15 protein-coding genes are annotated in these 15563 nt (G+C 62.3%); 8 read left to right on the top strand and 7 right to left on the bottom strand.

Features of this window, described 5'->3' with window-relative positions; translation table 11 throughout:
• Nucleotides 1-22: 22 nt before the first annotated feature.
• On the bottom strand, nucleotides 23-958 hold the full coding sequence (locus B5483_RS10820) for a beta-keto acid cleavage family enzyme (RefSeq protein ID WP_342743665.1): 936 nt from the start codon (nucleotides 956-958) through the stop codon (nucleotides 23-25).
• Nucleotides 959-1043: 85 nt separating this feature from the next.
• Between B5483_RS10820 and B5483_RS10825 the strand changes: the two genes are divergently transcribed.
• Nucleotides 1044-1895 carry a helix-turn-helix transcriptional regulator gene (locus B5483_RS10825; RefSeq protein ID WP_079730293.1) on the top strand — a complete coding sequence of 284 codons (852 nt, stop codon included), beginning with the start codon at nucleotides 1044-1046 and terminating at the stop codon, nucleotides 1893-1895.
• A 123-nt stretch (nucleotides 1896-2018) separates the two neighbouring features.
• On the opposite strand, the gene B5483_RS10830 is transcribed toward B5483_RS10825, so the two are convergent.
• Nucleotides 2019-2438: an acyl-CoA thioesterase gene (locus B5483_RS10830; protein ID WP_079730294.1), complete on the bottom strand. Its 420-nt coding sequence runs from the start codon at nucleotides 2436-2438 to the stop codon at nucleotides 2019-2021.
• 3 nt (nucleotides 2439-2441) lie between these two features.
• Nucleotides 2442-3131, bottom strand: coding sequence for a glutathione S-transferase N-terminal domain-containing protein (locus B5483_RS10835; protein WP_245828956.1), 690 nt, complete (start codon nucleotides 3129-3131; stop codon nucleotides 2442-2444).
• A 223-nt stretch (nucleotides 3132-3354) separates the two neighbouring features.
• Here B5483_RS10835 and B5483_RS10840 point away from each other — a divergent pair, with 223 nt between their 5' ends.
• Genes B5483_RS10840 through B5483_RS10855 form a run of 4 tightly spaced genes read left to right on the top strand, consistent with a single transcriptional unit; the run spans nucleotide 3355 to nucleotide 7299 of the window.
• Nucleotides 3355-4107 (top strand): glutathione S-transferase family protein, encoded by a 753-nt coding sequence (locus B5483_RS10840; RefSeq protein ID WP_054947728.1) that lies wholly within the window; start codon nucleotides 3355-3357, stop codon nucleotides 4105-4107.
• 43 nt (nucleotides 4108-4150) lie between these two features.
• Nucleotides 4151-4972 carry a beta-etherase gene (locus B5483_RS10845; RefSeq protein ID WP_079730390.1) on the top strand — a complete coding sequence of 274 codons (822 nt, stop codon included), beginning with the start codon at nucleotides 4151-4153 and terminating at the stop codon, nucleotides 4970-4972.
• A 13-nt stretch (nucleotides 4973-4985) separates the two neighbouring features.
• A complete protein-coding gene (locus B5483_RS10850; protein ID WP_245828959.1) occupies nucleotides 4986-5819 on the top strand; it encodes a glutathione S-transferase family protein in 834 nt (277 codons plus the stop codon).
• Between the two features lie 43 nt (nucleotides 5820-5862).
• Nucleotides 5863-7299 (top strand): aldehyde dehydrogenase family protein, encoded by a 1437-nt coding sequence (locus tag B5483_RS10855; RefSeq protein WP_079730392.1) that lies wholly within the window; start codon nucleotides 5863-5865, stop codon nucleotides 7297-7299.
• 45 nt (nucleotides 7300-7344) lie between these two features.
• Here B5483_RS10855 and B5483_RS10860 read toward each other — a convergent pair whose 3' ends face one another.
• The gene (locus tag B5483_RS10860) at nucleotides 7345-7545 is read right to left on the bottom strand and encodes a hypothetical protein (protein ID WP_079730295.1); all 201 of its coding nucleotides are present in this window, start codon (nucleotides 7543-7545) and stop codon (nucleotides 7345-7347) included.
• Between the two features lie 223 nt (nucleotides 7546-7768).
• Here B5483_RS10860 and B5483_RS10865 point away from each other — a divergent pair, with 223 nt between their 5' ends.
• Nucleotides 7769-9034: an MFS transporter gene (locus tag B5483_RS10865; RefSeq protein ID WP_079730296.1), complete on the top strand. Its 1266-nt coding sequence runs from the start codon at nucleotides 7769-7771 to the stop codon at nucleotides 9032-9034.
• Between the two features lie 39 nt (nucleotides 9035-9073).
• Nucleotides 9074-10771: an acyl-CoA dehydrogenase family protein gene (locus tag B5483_RS10870; protein ID WP_079730297.1), complete on the top strand. Its 1698-nt coding sequence runs from the start codon at nucleotides 9074-9076 to the stop codon at nucleotides 10769-10771.
• Nucleotides 10772-10774: 3 nt separating this feature from the next.
• Here B5483_RS10870 and B5483_RS10875 read toward each other — a convergent pair whose 3' ends face one another.
• Nucleotides 10775-11242, bottom strand: a complete 468-nt coding sequence (locus tag B5483_RS10875; RefSeq protein ID WP_054947733.1) for a MarR family winged helix-turn-helix transcriptional regulator — start codon at nucleotides 11240-11242, stop codon at nucleotides 10775-10777.
• Between the two features lie 105 nt (nucleotides 11243-11347).
• Between B5483_RS10875 and B5483_RS10880 the strand changes: the two genes are divergently transcribed.
• Nucleotides 11348-12817: a lignostilbene-alpha,beta-dioxygenase gene (locus B5483_RS10880; RefSeq protein WP_079730298.1), complete on the top strand. Its 1470-nt coding sequence runs from the start codon at nucleotides 11348-11350 to the stop codon at nucleotides 12815-12817.
• Nucleotides 12818-12846: 29 nt separating this feature from the next.
• Here B5483_RS10880 and B5483_RS10885 read toward each other — a convergent pair whose 3' ends face one another.
• Both B5483_RS10885 and B5483_RS10890 read right to left on the bottom strand, forming a co-directional pair.
• Nucleotides 12847-14496, bottom strand: a complete 1650-nt coding sequence (locus tag B5483_RS10885; RefSeq protein ID WP_245828961.1) for an MFS transporter — start codon at nucleotides 14494-14496, stop codon at nucleotides 12847-12849.
• Nucleotides 14481-15551 (bottom strand): amidohydrolase family protein, encoded by a 1071-nt coding sequence (locus B5483_RS10890; RefSeq protein ID WP_079730300.1) that lies wholly within the window; start codon nucleotides 15549-15551, stop codon nucleotides 14481-14483. Before B5483_RS10890 ends, B5483_RS10885 begins: the two co-directional genes overlap by 16 nt.
• Nucleotides 15552-15563: the final 12 nt, after the last annotated feature.

The raw sequence follows: 15563 nt of genomic DNA on the forward strand, positions 1-15563 counted from the left end.
CTCCCTTGAGCATGGTGTTTTTTCAGGCGAAGGCGTGGTTCTCCAGCCCAAGCATGTCGCGCGTTTCTGCGGCGCTTGAGACATCAGCGCCCAGGCGTTCGATCAGTTCGACCGCCCAGCGCACGTGAGCGGCGTTGTCGGGCGCCATAAGTCCCTTGCGCAGGTAGATCGTGTCTTCGAAGCCGACGCGGACATGACCGCCCAGGAGCACCGACTGCGCGGCCATGGGGTAGGAGTGACGGCTGATGCCGAAGCCGGTGAAATGTGCGCCTTTCGGAATCTGGTTGGATGCGTAGAGCATCGCTTCCGGTGTCGCCGGCAATCCGTACTTGGTGCCGAGGACGAAGGAGAACGGCGCGTTGCCGGGGATCGCCCCTTTCGCCATGAGGTCATCGGCGAATACGAAGTCGCCTGCCTCGAAGCATTCGATCTCGGGCATGACCCCGGCATCCTGGATCATATGGCCCATGCGGGTAATCATCGGATCGAGATTGATCGCGACACCGCCCCAGAGTTGCATGGTGCAGATGTCGAGCGTGCACATGTCCGGCTTGAGATCGAGAATATGTTCCAGCCTGCGCTCTGCCGTGAACATCAGCGTGCCTTCGCCGCATACGGCCGGATCTTCTTCGCTCTGCATCCAGTTGCAGCCCGGTCCGGTCGTGACGTTGAGAATGACCTCGCGGTTCTTTTCGCGAATCAGGCCCACGACTTCGCGATAATCGTCGAGCGCCTGCGATGGTTCGCCGGTTTCGCGGTCGCGGACATGGACGTGGATGATCGATGCGCCTGCTTCGGCAGCTGCCAGGGCTTCATTGGCGACATGATCGGGCCGAAACGGAAAGTTCGGATGCTCCGGCATCGGGGAACTTCCTGTAACTGCGCATGTAATATAGACTTTTCGCGCCAATCTCGCTCTCCTCAGTTCTTCTGATTTGCTGATTCGAGGGATTCGCAAATTCGGAAAGGTCGGAACAGACCAGCGCCTATCCTATCAGGTAAGGTAACTGGTTCAGGATGACACTGGAGGAGGAAGCACAAAGATGTCGCATCGCGAAGAGCTGTCGCGATTCCTGAAGTCCGCGCGCGGTCGGCTGAAGCCCGGCGATGTCGGGCTGCCGCCGGGCGAGCGGCGCCGTGCCAAGGGACTGCGGCGCGAGGAAGTGGCAGCGCTCGCCGGCATGAGCGTGACCTGGTACACGTGGTTCGAGCAGGGCCGTGAAGTGCAGCTATCTGCGCCGATGATCGAACGGCTGGGCCGCACGCTGCATCTGACCGATACCGAACGCGAGTACCTCTTTGCATTGGCACAGCATCGCCCGCCGCCGCTCGTTTCGCGCTTTGACGAGACGATTCGGCCCGGCACGCAGCATCTGCTTGACCATCTCGCCATTCCGGCGCTCGTGATCGTCGAGGACTGGACGGTCGTGGGATGGAACTCCTTCGTTTCCGCCGCCTTCCGTGACTACAGTGTTTTGCCGCGCAACGAACGCAACCTGTTCAAGATCCTGATGCTCAACGAGCGCTATCAGGCCGATCCCGACTTCTTTCGGGAAATGGGACAGCGCCTGACGGCGCGATTCAAGTGGGATTACAGCCAGACCGCGCAGCCCGAAGTCTTCGACGAGATCATTGCCGAGATGGCCGAGCGATCCGCGCTGTTCAGGGAGAGTTGGGAGCGTAGCGAGATCCGGGCTCACTTTGAGGGGATCAATTCCAGTTTCTTCCCCGAAATCGGAGAAATCTGGTTCCGGCACACGTCCTATGCGATCGAGGAAGCCTCCAGCCAGCGCCTGATCCTGTTTGCGCCGAACGAGGAACGCGATGCCGTTCTGCTCGAACGTCTGCGCAAGCTCAAGCCGGAACTCGATGTTCCTGCGCAGTGCGATCGATAATCCCGGGACAGGCAGTGAGCAGGGCAACGAGGCGCGCAGCACCATACCCGAGTAGCGTAAGCGAGATCGGGGTCATCCGATAGGAAGAGCCTTCGTCTTGCATTTCGGGCACGAAAGGCAAGTTCAGCAGAAGCGCGACCTTACGTCATCCGGCACTGGGGCTGAGCGCAGGCCGGAGGGGGCATCGGGCGATGCGACCGTCCAGACGCGTTTTTCGGTGCCTTCCACGCAGAGCCGATCTCCCAGCAGGATGCGATGCGCAATCGTGAAGCTGCTTTTCCCGAAAATCGGGGCATCTGCCTCGATCCTCACCACATCGCCATAGCTGGCTGGGGAGACGAACCGCGCCGAAAGGTCGACGAGGGGAAAGCCAACCACTCCCATCTGGGCAAGCATGTCGCGCTTGCGGGGCAGGCCGGCCGTTTCGAAAAGGAGGATCGTGCTCTCGGCGAACATGTCGATGAAGCGCGGGGCGAAGACGATCCCGGCCGGGTCGCACTGGCCCCATTCGATGCGATGCTCGCGGATCAGGAATGGCTGCATCGTTCAGGCCAGGATGTTCTTGCCCTGTCGGGTCGTCTGTTCGGCCATTTCCGATGCCGTGGGAGGTTCGGGAAGGAGGAGACCGCGTTGCACGGCCGGGCGGGCAGCGACCGTGTCGAACCATCGCTGGAGATGCGTCAGGCCATCCATGTCGATACAGGCCCAGTCGCGGCCACGGACCCAGGGGAAGCAGGCGATGTCGGCGATCGAATAGTCGCCTGCAAGGAATTCCCGATCGGCGAGGTTGCGGTCCATCACCTCGAACAGACGCCGGCTCTCGCGGGTGTAACGGTCGATCACGGACGGCAGCTTTTCGTCGAAGTAGCGATTGAAGACGGTCGCCTGTCCCATCATCGGACCCAGGCCCGACATCTGCCACATGACCCACTGGATCACTTCGCTGCGTCCTGTGACATCTGCGGGCAGGAAGCGGTCGAACTTTTCGGCAAGATAGATGAGGATCGCACCGGATTCGAAGACCGCGAAGGGACCTCGCACAGTTTCGACATCGTGATCGATCAGCGTCGGAATGCGGCCGTTGGGATTGAGCCTGAGATACCACTCTTCCTTCTGCTCTCGATCCGTGAGCGAAATCGGGCGCAGCCTGTAGGCCACGCCCAGTTCCTCGAGCATGATCGTGGTCTTCCAGCCGTTCGGCGTTTCCGATGTCAGCAATTCGAGCAAGCGTCTCACTCCGCATTTCGCGCGATTCGCCGCGCCTTGAAGGGCAAGACAAGCAGAGCGGCGCCTTCGCAACCAGAAGAGCGAAAACAGTATTAGTGGGACTGACAGCTTCCCGAAGCGCTTAACCAGTTGGCGATTCTAATAGTATTGGCGGTGGACTTCCTCACCCGCGAACCGTGCAGCACTCTGCGTGTCATATCGAGAATGACAGACGGAGAGGGACTGCCAGTTCATGTTGACGCTCTACAGCTTCGGTCCGGGGGCCAATTCGCTCAAGCCACTGCTTGCCCTTTACGAGAAGGGCTTGGAATTCACACCGCGCTTCGTCGATCCCACGCGGTTCGAGCATCACGAAGACTGGTTCAAGAAGATCAATCCGCGCGGGCAGGTCCCGGCGCTCGACCATGACGGGCACATCATCACCGAATCGACGGTGATCTGCGAGTATCTCGAGGATGCCTTTCCCGAAGCTCCGCGCCTGCGACCCGTCGATCCGGTGAATATCGCTGAAATGCGGGTCTGGACGAAGTGGGTGGACGAATACTTCTGCTGGTGCGTTTCCACGATCGGCTGGGAACGGATGATCGGGCCGATGGCGCGGGCGCTTTCGGACGAGGAATTCGAGGCGAAGGTCGCGCGCATTCCCGTGCCGGAGCAACGTACGAAGTGGCGCACCGCGCGCGCCGGTTTCCCGAAGGACGTGCTGGCCGAAGAGATGCGCAAGATCGGCGTATCGGTGAACCGGCTCGAAATGCGGCTTGCCGAGAGCCCCTGGCTCGCCGGCGATGAGTTCACATTGGCCGACGTTTGCAATTTCGCCATCGCCAACGGCATGCAGAACGGATTTTCCGATATCGTCAACCGCGAAGCGACACCGCACCTCGTAGCGTGGATCGAGAAGATCAACGACCGCCCGGCCTGCAAGACGATGTTCGCTCACTCGAAAAGCGAATTCGCCGACCGTGGCCGGAAAGTCACCGCCTGACGGTTCCCACCGCCACGAACCTGCGACCAAGGAGCTTCCCGGGATGGCCAGAGACAACCGTATTACCCTTTACGATCTGCAACTCGCTTCGGGCTGCACGATCAGCCCCTTCGTCTGGCGTACGAAATATGCGCTGGCGCACAAGGGGTTCGACATCGATATCGTGCCCGGCGGCTTTACCGGAATCGCCGAACGGACGGGTGGGCGCAGCGAGCGCGTTCCGGTCATCGTCGATGACGGCGAATGGGTGCTGGACAGCTGGAAAATCGCCGAATACCTCGATGAGCGCTATCCGGAACGGCCGATGTTGTTCGAAGGCCCTTCGATGCAACAGCTCACCAAGTTTCTCGACGCCTGGCTGTGGCAGACTGCGATCGGCCCCTGGTTCCGTTGCTATATCCAGGATTATCACGACCTGTCATTGCCCCAGGATCAGGCCTATGTCCGCCACTCGCGCGAGACGATGTTTCTGGGCGGGAAGACTCTGGAGGAAGTGCAGGCGGGCAGGGAAGATCGCCTGCCGCTGGTGCCTCCGACGCTGGAACCCTTCCGCAAGTTGCTGCGCGATACGCCCTGGCTTGGCGGGGATGCGCCGAACTTCGCCGATTACACGGCGCTTTCCGTCTTTCTGTGGACGGCCTCGGTCGCAACGACACCACCTCTGACCGAGGACGATCCCTTGCGCGGCTGGCTCGATCGCGGTTTCGATCTCCATGGCGGGCTGGGCCGGCACCCCGGGATGCACAGTCTTTTCGGCCTGCAACTGCGGGAAGGTGATCCCGAACCGTTCGTGCGTGACGGTGCAGGGATCGAGGTGGCTCCGGTCAACCGCGGAACTGCGCGAAGTGCCGAGATGGCGGACTGAGAGGAGAGTGACGATGGCATGGCACGAAGAGCCGCCGCCGGGTGCCCTGCGGATGTATCACATCCCGGGCTGCCCTTTTTCCGAACGCGTGGAAATCCTGCTCGATCTCAAGGGGCTGTCGGGGATCATGGCCGACCATGAAATCGACATCTCGAAGCCTCGGCCGGACTGGCTCCTGTCGAAAACGCGTGGGACGACCTCGCTTCCCGCGCTCGAGCTGGAGAACGGCGAAACCCTGAAGGAGAGCATGGTGATCCTGCGCTACTTCGAGGAGCGGTTTCCCGAACGGCCGGTCGCGCGGCGCGATCCCTTTGAACATGCGGTCGAGGCCATGCTTTGTGCCACGGACGGGCAGTTTACCGGTGCCGGTTATCGCATGATCCTCAACCGGGACCGCTCGAAGCGCGACGACCACAAGGCGGAAGTGGATGCGCAGTATGCAAGGCTGGATGATTTCCTGAGGCACTACAGCCCTGACGGCGATTATCTGTTCGCTACTTTCGGTTGGGCCGAAGTGGCCTTTGCGCCGATGTTCAAGCGCCTTTGGTTCCTTGAATACTATGAAGATTACGAAGTGCCCCGGCACCTCACGCGCGTATTGCGTTGGCGCGAAGCCTGTACCGAACACCCGGCCGTTGCGAACAGGCACAGTCATCGCGAGCTGATGACCCTGTATTACGATTACAGCCAGGGCGGCGGCAACGGTCGTCTTCCTCAAGGGCGGCAGGTCTCCAGCTTCACTCTCGATCCGGCTTGGGACAAGCGTCCCATGCCTCCGCGCGACAAGTGGGGCACGCCTGCCACCGATCGCGAACTGGGCCTTGCCACCGCGACTGTCGGTGCCTGAGATCTCCGATATTCTTACTCTTGCCGAGAACAGGACCATTTTCATGAAGAGCTACTTGCAGAACTATATCGATGGCAGCTGGGTCGACAGCGAAGGCGGCGTCGGGCACCCCGTCGTGAGCCCCGCAACCGAGGATACCTGCTCGCAGATCGTGCTGGGCACGGCGGCTGACGTCGACCGGGCTGTGGCGGCGGCGCGGCGGGCTTTCGAAAGCTTCGGGCAAACCACCCGTGAAGAACGCATGGCCCTGCTTGAAAGGGTGATCGAGGCTTACAAGGCCCGTATTCCCGACATTGCAGAAGCGATTGCAGTCGAGATGGGCTGTCCGATCTCGACGGCGTCCACCGCGCAGGCGGGATCGGGTGTGGCGCATCTTGGCCAGGCTTTGGCTGCTCTCAAGGACTTTGCGTTCTCCGAGAGCCTGGGCGAGAACACGGTGGTCCGCGAGCCCATCGGCGTTGTCGCCCTCATTACTCCCTGGAACTGGCCGATGAACCAGATCGTCGCCAAGGTCGGCCCATGCCTTGCTGCGGGCTGCACAATGATCCTCAAGCCCAGCGAGGAAGCGCCGACTTCCGCCGCGATCTTTGCCGAAGTCATGGAAGCGGCGGGCGTTCCTGCCGGTGTCTTCAACCTCGTGCAGGGGGACGGGCCCGGTGTCGGCACCGCGCTTGCGAAGCATCCGGGCATCGACATGATCAGTTTCACGGGTTCCACGCGTGCCGGCATCATGGTTGCCAAGAATGCCGCCGATACCGTCAAGCGCGTGTCGCAGGAACTGGGAGGCAAGTCGCCCAACATCATCATCGAAGGAACTCCCCTCGATGCCGCGCTGCCCGGAGGGGTGGGCGGTGTGCTGATCAATTCGGGCCAAAGCTGCGTCGCCCCTACGCGCATGCTGGTCCACAAGTCGCAGCATGATGAAGCGGCAAGGATGGTGGGTGAGATGTTCGCCGCCAAGCCGGTCGGCGATCCGATGACGGAAGGCCCGCATATCGGCCCGGTGGTGAACAAGGCGCAGTGGGACAAGATCCAGGGTCTGATCCAGAAGGGCATCGACGAGGGCGCGACGCTGGTAACTGGCGGTCTGGGGCGTCCCGATGGTCTGGAGCGTGGCTTCTACGTCAAGCCGACCGTGTTCTCGAACGTGACCCCGGACATGACGATCGCCCAGGAGGAAATCTTCGGTCCGGTCCTGGCCATCATGCCTTACGAGGATGAGGATGACGCCGTGCGCATCGCCAACGACACGCCTTACGGTCTGGGCGCCTACATTGCCGGTGATCCCGCCAAGGCGAGCAAGATCGTCGGCAAGCTGCGGGCGGGCGCCGTTTTCGTCAACGCCGGCGGTCTCGTCTTCGACATGCCCTTCGGTGGCTACAAGCAGTCGGGCAACGGTCGGGAATTCGGCAAGTTCGGTATCGAGGAATTCCTCGAGATCAAGTCGGTCATCGGCGCATACCAGCCCGAAAACGCCTGACGGGATCGGGAGGGCGGAGACCGTCCGGTGTCCGCCCTTCGGCAGTCAGGTCAGCTCCTTGATCGAAACGGTGCGACCTGCCGCCGCCGCCCGATTGGCGTCGCGGCGCAGGCGCTCGATCTCGAGGCGATCGGCCGGAGGATCCTCTTCGGGCAGGGCGGCGAGGGACGTCTCATAGATTTCGCGGAAATCCCGGGCATATTCGGGATGGGAAAAGATGGGTCCCTGGTTGCTTCCGGCGAGCATCGTCCGACCCCGCCCTATCGCCGTGACGTCCCGATGCATTTTGCGCACCCGCGTTTCGGCAATTTGCTCGCCACACGCCAAACCGATTGAATTCCTTTCGCAGACACGTATTCGTATCTCAAGGATACTAAACGGGGTGGTGCCTGCCTGTGGCGGCTGCGCCCGCCAAGGGAGGAATTGGGTGAACGCGAAGGATCCACGGGACATTGTCGATAATGCTCCCATGTCACGCGCGCAGATCGTGGCCGTGGCCATCATGGTCGGCCTGAACGCGCTGGACGGGTTCGACGTGCTTTCGATCAGCTTCGCTTCGCCGGGCATTGCTGCCGAATGGGGTATCGACAGGGTCGCCCTGGGTGCGGTCCTGTCGATGGAACTGATCGGCATGGCGGTCGGTTCGCTTGTCCTTGGAGGCGTCGCGGATCGCGTCGGACGGCAGCGTACGATCCTGGGCTGCCTCGCCGTGATGGCGCTGGGCATGGCGATGGTGACGCAGGCCGGCAGCATTGCCGAACTTTCGATCTGGCGTGTCCTGACCGGCCTCGGCATCGGCGGAATGCTTGCCTCGATCAACGCCGTGACGGCGGAATTCGCCAATGCCCGGCGCCGCACGATCGCCATGGGTCTGATGGTGATCGGCTATCCGCTGGGTGCCGTGATCGGCGGTCTCATTTCGGCGGAATTACTGGTGCTGTTCGACTGGCGGGCCATCTTCTGGTTCGGCAGCCTGCTGACGGCCTGCTTCATTCCTCTTGTCTGGGCCTTTGCTCCGGAAACTGCGCAATACCTGCTGGTCCGCCGCGGTCCCCACACGCTGGAGCGGATCAACCGGCTCATGGCGCGCTTCGGGCATGGCCCGGTATCAGCCTTGCCGCCCGAACCGTCCGGAAAGGACAAGCCGTCGCTTGCGGATATCTTCAGGCCCGGGCTCCTCGCGACGACCGTTCTCGTCACCTTCGCCTATTTTGCCCATATCGTCAGCTTTTACTTCATCCTGAAGTGGACGCCGAAAATCGTCGTCGACATTGGCTTCCCTGCGCCTGAGGCCGCTGGCGTGCTGGTTGCCGCGAACCTTGGCGGGGCGATAGGTGGCGGAATATTCGGGTTCGCCGTGCAGAAGTTGCCGCTCAAGGGCGCCACGATAGCCATGCTGTTCGGATCGGCGCTCATGATCGCCCTGTTCGGGGCTTCGGGTGTCCGGACATTGGCTGGCCTTTCGGCGCTGGCCTTCGTCTCTGGCCTCTTTACCAACAGCGCGGTATCCGGCCTCTATGTAATCTTCGCCCGGAGTTTCCCGACGCATGTGCGGGCGACAGGGACGGGATTTGCAATCGGTATCGGTCGCGGCGGCGCGGCGCTCTCGCCAATCCTGGCCGGCGTGCTGTTCGAGGCGGGATTTTCCCTGCCCTGGGTTTCCACCCTTATCGCGATGGGCTCGCTGTTCGCTGCGTTTGCGCTCATAACCATGCGGTTTCGTCCCCGCGATTGAGGCGTTGCGGCCTGCGGTTCCAGGTATAGGAGAGCGAGCTTGGAATATCAGTCACACATCGACGCGCTTTGCCGACACCTTGAGATCGGGCCGTTTCGCGATGCCCTGGAAATGGCCGGTTGCGAGAGTGACGCGGATACGTGGCGCGCCATCGTGGAAGAAGCCGGGCGGCTTTCCGAAGAGGTGGTTGCGCCGGTCGATCGCGTCATGGATCGGCAGGGCGCAAGGCTTGTCGATGGTAGGGTCGTCACCGCCGAAGGGCATCTGGCGGCATGGCAGGCTTATGCGCAAGGTGGATGGATCGGCCTGCCGTTGCCCGAGGAACGCGGCGGCATGGGCCTTCCGCTGGTGCTGCAGACCGCATGCGAGGAGCTGATCAACCGCGCATCGCCTGCTTTCGCGATGTTGGCGACGCCCAATCGCACGGCGGCGCAACTTCTCGCCGAGGCTGGACCTGACGAGCTGGCAAGCGAATGGGTGCCGCGCCTTCTCGCTGGCGAGTGGGGTGGTACGATCTGTATTTCGGAGCCTGATGCAGGATCCGACGTCGGGCGTATCCGCACGCGTGCGGTGGCTGACGGGTGCGGAGGCTGGCGCATAACCGGGGAGAAATGCTGGATATCCTTCGGCGATCACGACCTGACTGCGCGTATCGGGCATTTCATGCTGGCCCGTTCAGGCTCCGAGAGCGGAGTTCGTGGCCTCAGCCTTTTCCTCGTGCCCGATCGCGATGAGAATGGGCTTCGCAACGGGGTCTTCGTTCGGCGCATCGAGGAAAAGCTGGGCCTTCACGGATCGCCGACTTGCGCCATGGGGTTCGAGGATGCGCGCGGGTATCTGATCGGCGTGGAAGGGCGCGGCCTTCAGACGCTGTTCCACATGATGCTGCGCATGCGCCTGTCCTGCGGGCCCCAGGGTATCGGGGTTGCAACCGGCGCGTTCGAGTCAGGCTTGCGCTATTCCCGGGAAAGGCGGCAGGGCGGGCGGCCCGACGAGCCTCCCGTGCCGATTGCCGAACATGTCGATGTCCAGCGGATGCTGCTGCAGATGGCCGGTCGCATCGAGACCGCGCGAGGGGTCTCGCTGGCCTGTGCAGCTGCCCTGGACCTTGTCGCTTGCGCCCCGGATGCCGAGGCGCGGGCCCACTGGTCCTCTGTCGCGCAGTTCCTGTTGCCGCTGGTAAAGGACGGTGCGGCGCGACTTGCCTTCGATGTGTCGAGCATGGCGCTGCAGGTGTTCGGCGGAGCAGGGTATACGCGCGAATGGCCGGTCGAGCAGCGCCTGCGCGATGCGCGGGTCTTTGCGGTGTTTGAAGGTACCACCGGGATGCAGGCCACCGATCTCGTCCATCGCCGCATTTGGCGCGAGGAGGGTGAGGGCCTTGCGCGCTTCTTGGCAATGGTTCGGGCAGACATGTGCGATGATGAACCGTCCCGGCTGCTGGCCGGAAGTATTGCCAGCCTGGAGCGGGTGACGCAGGAGATGGATGGCCTTCGCGATACGCCACGCGATGCCGATGCAGGCGCCGTCGCCTATCTCGATCTCTGCGCGATGGTCGCCAGTGGCTGGATTGCCCTGCGCATTCTTCACAGGGCAGGTGACGATGGCGTCGCCCGGCGCATGAAATCTGCAGCGGCCTGTTTCCTTGCAGAGTTGCCGATCCATTCGGCGGCGGCGGCTGACCTTGCCTGCCTGGGAGCAGAAAGGCTCGAGGATTTCGGTCAGCTTTTCGACTGAGGCTTACACTCCGCCGATGTCGACCTCGTGGATGCGTTTCAGGAGGGCTGCCAGCATGTGGAATTCGGCTTCGGAAAAGCGCTCCCGCAGCCATCTGCCCAGTTCACCACTGCGTTCATGCGCCGCGGACAGCATGGCCACTCCGGCTTCGGTGATGTCGAGTGTCTGCCGACGTCGGTCTTCCGCGGATTGCCCGCGCACGATCAGCCCGCGGCCTTCGAGACGGTTGATGATGCCCATCACCGTTGCCCGGTCCATCTGTAGGGTGCGACCGATGTCCGCCTGAGAGGTGCCCGGGTTTTCGGCAATCAGGAGCATTGCCGTCAGCTGGGTCTGCGTGATTCCGAGATCGCTGAATATCTCCGAGAAGCGACGCTGCGTGGCGCTTTGCGCCAAGCGCAAATGGAGATCCAGTACGTGGTCCAGGGTGCGGCCAGCTGTCAGTCCTGCGAATGTTTCGGCATCCTTCATTTTCCCCTGTTGCTTGCGTTTTCGGGAATCGTCAAGCGATGCCTTGGAATAAATATGTTAGTGGTGCATACAAAATTTACCGAAAGTATCTGAGCTGGAGAGGCCATGTCCCACTTTCCCGAGACGCCGAACTTCACGGGCTTCAATACCCCGTCCCGCATCGAAGCCGACATCGCGGATCTTGCCTACAAGGGGACGATCCCGGGCGAACTCAACGGTGCCTTCTTTCGGGTTCAGCCCGACCCGCAGTTCCCGCCCCGGCTGGGTGATGACATCGCGTTCAATGGCGACGGGATGATCACCCGCTTCCACATTCACGACGGGCAATGCGATCTGCGCCAGCGCTGGGCGAGAACCGACAAGTGGCTGCGTGAAAGAGAGGCAGGGCGCGGTCTGTTCGGCGCCTATCGCAATCCGCTTACGGACGATGAATCGGTCAAGGGTGTCTACCGGTCGACGGCGAATACCAATGCCTGGATCTATGCGGGAAAGCTCTGGGCCATGAAGGAAGACAGTCCTGCCTTGCTGATGGATCCCGCTTCGATGGAGACGATCGGTTTCGAAACTTTCGAAGGGGCGATGCGGGGGCAAACTTTCACCGCGCATCCCAAGGTGGATCCGAAGACCGGCAACATGGTGGCGATCGGCTATGCCGCTTCGGGCCTGTGCAGCGACGACGTGGCCTACTACGAAGTCGATCGAGGCGGAACGCTGGTCCGTGAAGTCTGGTTCAAGGCGCCCTACTACTGCATGATGCATGACTTCGCGATCACCGAGGACTATCTCGTCATCCACATCGTTCCCTCGACCGGCAGTTGGGAGCGGCTCGAGCAGGGGCTCCCGCACTTCGGATTCGATAGGACGATGCCCGTCTACCTCGGCGTCCTGCCGCGCTGCGAGAGCGTGACCGGCGATCAGGTACGCTGGTTTCGCAGGGACAATTGCTTTGCCAGCCATGTCCTCAATGCCTGGCAGGAGGGATCGCAGATCCACTTCCTGACCGCCGAGGCAAAGAACAACATGTTCCCGTTTTTCCCCGATGTGCATGGTGCGCCGTTCAACGGGCGGGAGGCCATGAGCTATCTGACCGACTGGACGGTCGACTTGGCGTCCAACGGTGCCGACTTTTCGGCGATCACACGCCTTACCGACACGGCGGCCGAGTTCCCCCGCATCGATGACCGATTCACCGGTCGCAGGACCCGCTATGGCTGGATGCTGGAAATGGACATGCGCCGTCCTGTCGAGATCCGTGGTGGAAGCGCAGGAGGGTTGCTGATGAACTGCCTGTTCCTGAAAGACCTGGAGACAGGATGCGAGCAGCACTGGTGGTGCGGTCCCGTCAGCAGCCTGCAGGAACCCTGTTTCGCGCCGCGTTCTCCGGATGCCCCGGAAGGGGATGGCTGGATTCTGCAGGTCTGCAATCGTCTGGAAGAACAACGCAGCGACTTGTTGATCTTCGATGCGCTGGAGATCGGAAAGGGCCCGGTGGCGACCATCGAAGTGCCGATCCGCCTGCGCTTCGGCCTTCACGGCAACTGGGCCGATGCCGACGCCATCGGCCTTGCCGCCTGAAGAAACGGTAGGGGAAGTCGCGCCGGCCTTCAGGCAGGCTGGCCGGCGCGCTTCAGGAGATTGCCTTCGTCGCGGGCAGAGCGCCGGGCGATCAGTACCATCAGGACGACAATCGGCACTGCCACGAAGTTGATGCACAGCAATGCAAGGCGAAGGTCGCCGGTGGCATCCGACACCAATCCGACGACGTAAGGCCCAACGCCCATGCCAAGGATCGTCATGACCAGCAGATACAGGCTGGCGGTCAGACCACGCATGCGCGGGAGAACCTGATCATAGAGGATCGCATAAAGCGGGGGCATCCAACCGGTCAAAAGCAGGCCGTAGAAGACGAAGCGCAAATAGAAGTCGGAAGGCGCATCTGCCGTGTAAACCCAAAGCGAAAGCAGCGGGGACGCGCCCATCGATATGAGCGCGATCATGGCGCGGCCGCTGCTGGGAAAGCGCTGGTGCAGACGATCGGACAACGGTCCCCAGACCAGCGGACCGACTATTCCTGTCGCGGCCGAAAGCAGGCCGAACTGCAAGGCGGCTTCGGAAAGCGAGAGATCGTAGCTGCGGATCAGGAAGCTCGGATTGAATGCCATCAAGCCGTAGTTGATCGCCGATTGCAGCGTGCCGACCGCGATTGCCATTATGAGTGTCGGTGAGCCGGCGAGCACGCGGAATGCCTGGCTGTCGCTGGCCTTGATGCCTTGCAGCAGGTTCACGATGGTCAGCAGGCCGATGCCGATGACCAGCCATTGCAGGACATGGGGATCGACGGCGAACGAGCCGAAGCCCAGCGGCGGGCGCGGCGAGTGTGCCGCGCCAATCCGGGACAGGAAGGCCATGCCAAGTACCAGCGCGAAGATCACGGCAAGGTTCAGGGCAATGCTGCGGGGGCCAGCCTTGCGGCGCTTCATGGCGAGGAGGTGCAGTCCCGGCGTGACGGCACCGAGCAGGGCAAGGCTGGAAAGGAACGGATGCGGATCGGTAGGGGAAGAGATACCGTCCATCGCACCGCGTTCCGGTTCTTTCAGGCGCCAGAGAAACCAGGCCAGGATGAAGCCCGGCGTTGCCGCGACGAGGAAGGCGAACTGCCAGCCGCGCAAGTTGAATGGGGCTTCGCCGGGCGGGAATGCATCGGCCCAGGTCTGTGCAGCGACCCCGCCCAGGACGAGCGATCCGCCAAGCCCCAGCGCGATGGCCGCAGCGAGGACCGCCATGACGAAACCGCGACGATGGCGCGGCCAATAGTCGTAGATCAGCGATGTGCCCGCAGGCTGCGTCGCCGCTTCGCCTATACCGACGCACAGGCGCGATGCGGCGAGCATCGCAAAGCTGGACGTCAGGCCGGCCACCGCTGTGGCTGCCGACCACAACAGGATGCTCAATGACAGCAGGCGACCCCGCAGCCAGCCGTCTGCCAGGCGTCCGACCGGCAGCGAGAACAGGGCATAGAACAAGGCGAAAACCGTTCCGAACAACAGGCCCATCTCGGCATCGCCGATCTTCAGGTCCTCCTTGATCGCCGGCGCGAGAATGGCGAGGATCTGCCGATCGAGCAGACTCAGCGCATTGGTGAGTGAGATCAGCGCCAGCGCGTACCATCCGCCCCGGGCGATTTGGCGTGGCGCTTCGAAAGTGCGATCCGGCCCGGAGGCGTTCCTGACGTCCGCCTTCACAGGTTGAACCACCGTTCTGCATTGGTCTGGAAGAACTTGCGCTTGCTCTGCGGTGAGAGGTTCATCGCATCGAGAGCGCGCACTTCATCGGCTTCGTACTGGTAGGGATAGTCCATGGCGTACATCACCCGATCCTCGCCCATCACCTGCCGGGCGAATTGAATGGCAGGTTCCCAGGCCATGCCGCTGCAGGTCACGAGGACGTTACTGCGGAAATACCCGGCGATCGTCTTTTGCAACGGACGCATGCGTTCGTATCGCTGCGAACGGATGCCGGCCTGATGCATGTAGTCGAGGCGGTAGAGCCAGTAGGGCAGGGCCTCGCCCATATGGCCGACCACGATCTGAAGGTCCGGGTAGCGATCGAAGATGCCGGCGGTGATGAGGCGCAGCAGATGCATGCCCGTTTCGACTCCGAAGCCGTAGATCGCGCCGTCGAGGCCGGCGTCCAGTAGAGGGGCGATCATGGAATCGGGCGGCGTGCCGGGATGGATGTATAGCGGTTGGCCCACTTCGCTCAGCGCCCGGAAGATCGGGTCGAAGTACGGCTCGTCCAGATACCGGCCTTGCGTGTGACTGTTGATCTGGACGCCCTTGAAGCCGAGCTGCGTTGCGCCCCGCAGGATTTCGTGTGCTGACCACTGTGGATCCTGCGGTGCGACGGCGGTCATGCCGATAAAGCGGTCGGGGTGGGCTGCGCAGCGCTCGGCCAGACAGTCGTTCGCGTTGCCGGCGATGCGCCGTGCCTCTTCCAGGGCGTGAAGCGGCTGCACGCCGGGAGAGGTCAGCGCCAGCACCGCCTTGTCGATCCCGGCCGCGTCCATGTCGGCGAGGCGTTGATCGCCAAGGTCCAGCAGGCGTTCGATGATCTGCGTTGCCCGTTCGCTCGGGCTCTGCGCATAAAATCCCCACAGCGAGGTCATGCCGAGGTCCGCGGTACCGTCGCGTACCATTCGCAGATACACCTCGATCTGGTCCCGCGTGGCGAAGGCTTCCTCGGTAGCGATGCGCAAGTAGCCTTGCCCGCCGCCGGTCTGCAGATCGGCGGTTGTCGCGATATCTGACATCTTGCGAATTCC

It is taken from the genome of Novosphingobium mathurense (assembly GCF_900168325.1).
Classification (GTDB): Bacteria; Pseudomonadota; Alphaproteobacteria; order Sphingomonadales; family Sphingomonadaceae; genus Novosphingobium; species Novosphingobium mathurense.

Excerpts from the sequence above, each read along its gene's own strand:
- B5483_RS10845 (WP_079730390.1), top strand. The coding sequence starts at position 4,151 with ATGGCCAGAGACAACCGTATTACCCTTTACGATCTGCAACTCGCTTCG.
- B5483_RS10855 (WP_079730392.1), top strand. The coding sequence starts at position 5,863 with ATGAAGAGCTACTTGCAGAACTATATCGATGGCAGCTGGGTCGACAGC.
- B5483_RS10875 (WP_054947733.1), bottom strand. The coding sequence starts at position 11,242 with ATGAAGGATGCCGAAACATTCGCAGGACTGACAGCTGGCCGCACCCTG.
- B5483_RS10850 (WP_245828959.1), top strand. The coding sequence starts at position 4,986 with ATGGCATGGCACGAAGAGCCGCCGCCGGGTGCCCTGCGGATGTATCAC.
- B5483_RS10865 (WP_079730296.1), top strand. The coding sequence starts at position 7,769 with ATGTCACGCGCGCAGATCGTGGCCGTGGCCATCATGGTCGGCCTGAAC.
- B5483_RS10860 (WP_079730295.1), bottom strand. The coding sequence starts at position 7,545 with ATGCTCGCCGGAAGCAACCAGGGACCCATCTTTTCCCATCCCGAATAT.
- B5483_RS10890 (WP_079730300.1), bottom strand. The coding sequence starts at position 15,551 with ATGTCAGATATCGCGACAACCGCCGATCTGCAGACCGGCGGCGGGCAA.
- B5483_RS10825 (WP_079730293.1), top strand. The coding sequence starts at position 1,044 with ATGTCGCATCGCGAAGAGCTGTCGCGATTCCTGAAGTCCGCGCGCGGT.
- B5483_RS10840 (WP_054947728.1), top strand. The coding sequence starts at position 3,355 with ATGTTGACGCTCTACAGCTTCGGTCCGGGGGCCAATTCGCTCAAGCCA.
- B5483_RS10830 (WP_079730294.1), bottom strand. The coding sequence starts at position 2,438 with ATGCAGCCATTCCTGATCCGCGAGCATCGCATCGAATGGGGCCAGTGC.
- B5483_RS10880 (WP_079730298.1), top strand. The coding sequence starts at position 11,348 with ATGTCCCACTTTCCCGAGACGCCGAACTTCACGGGCTTCAATACCCCG.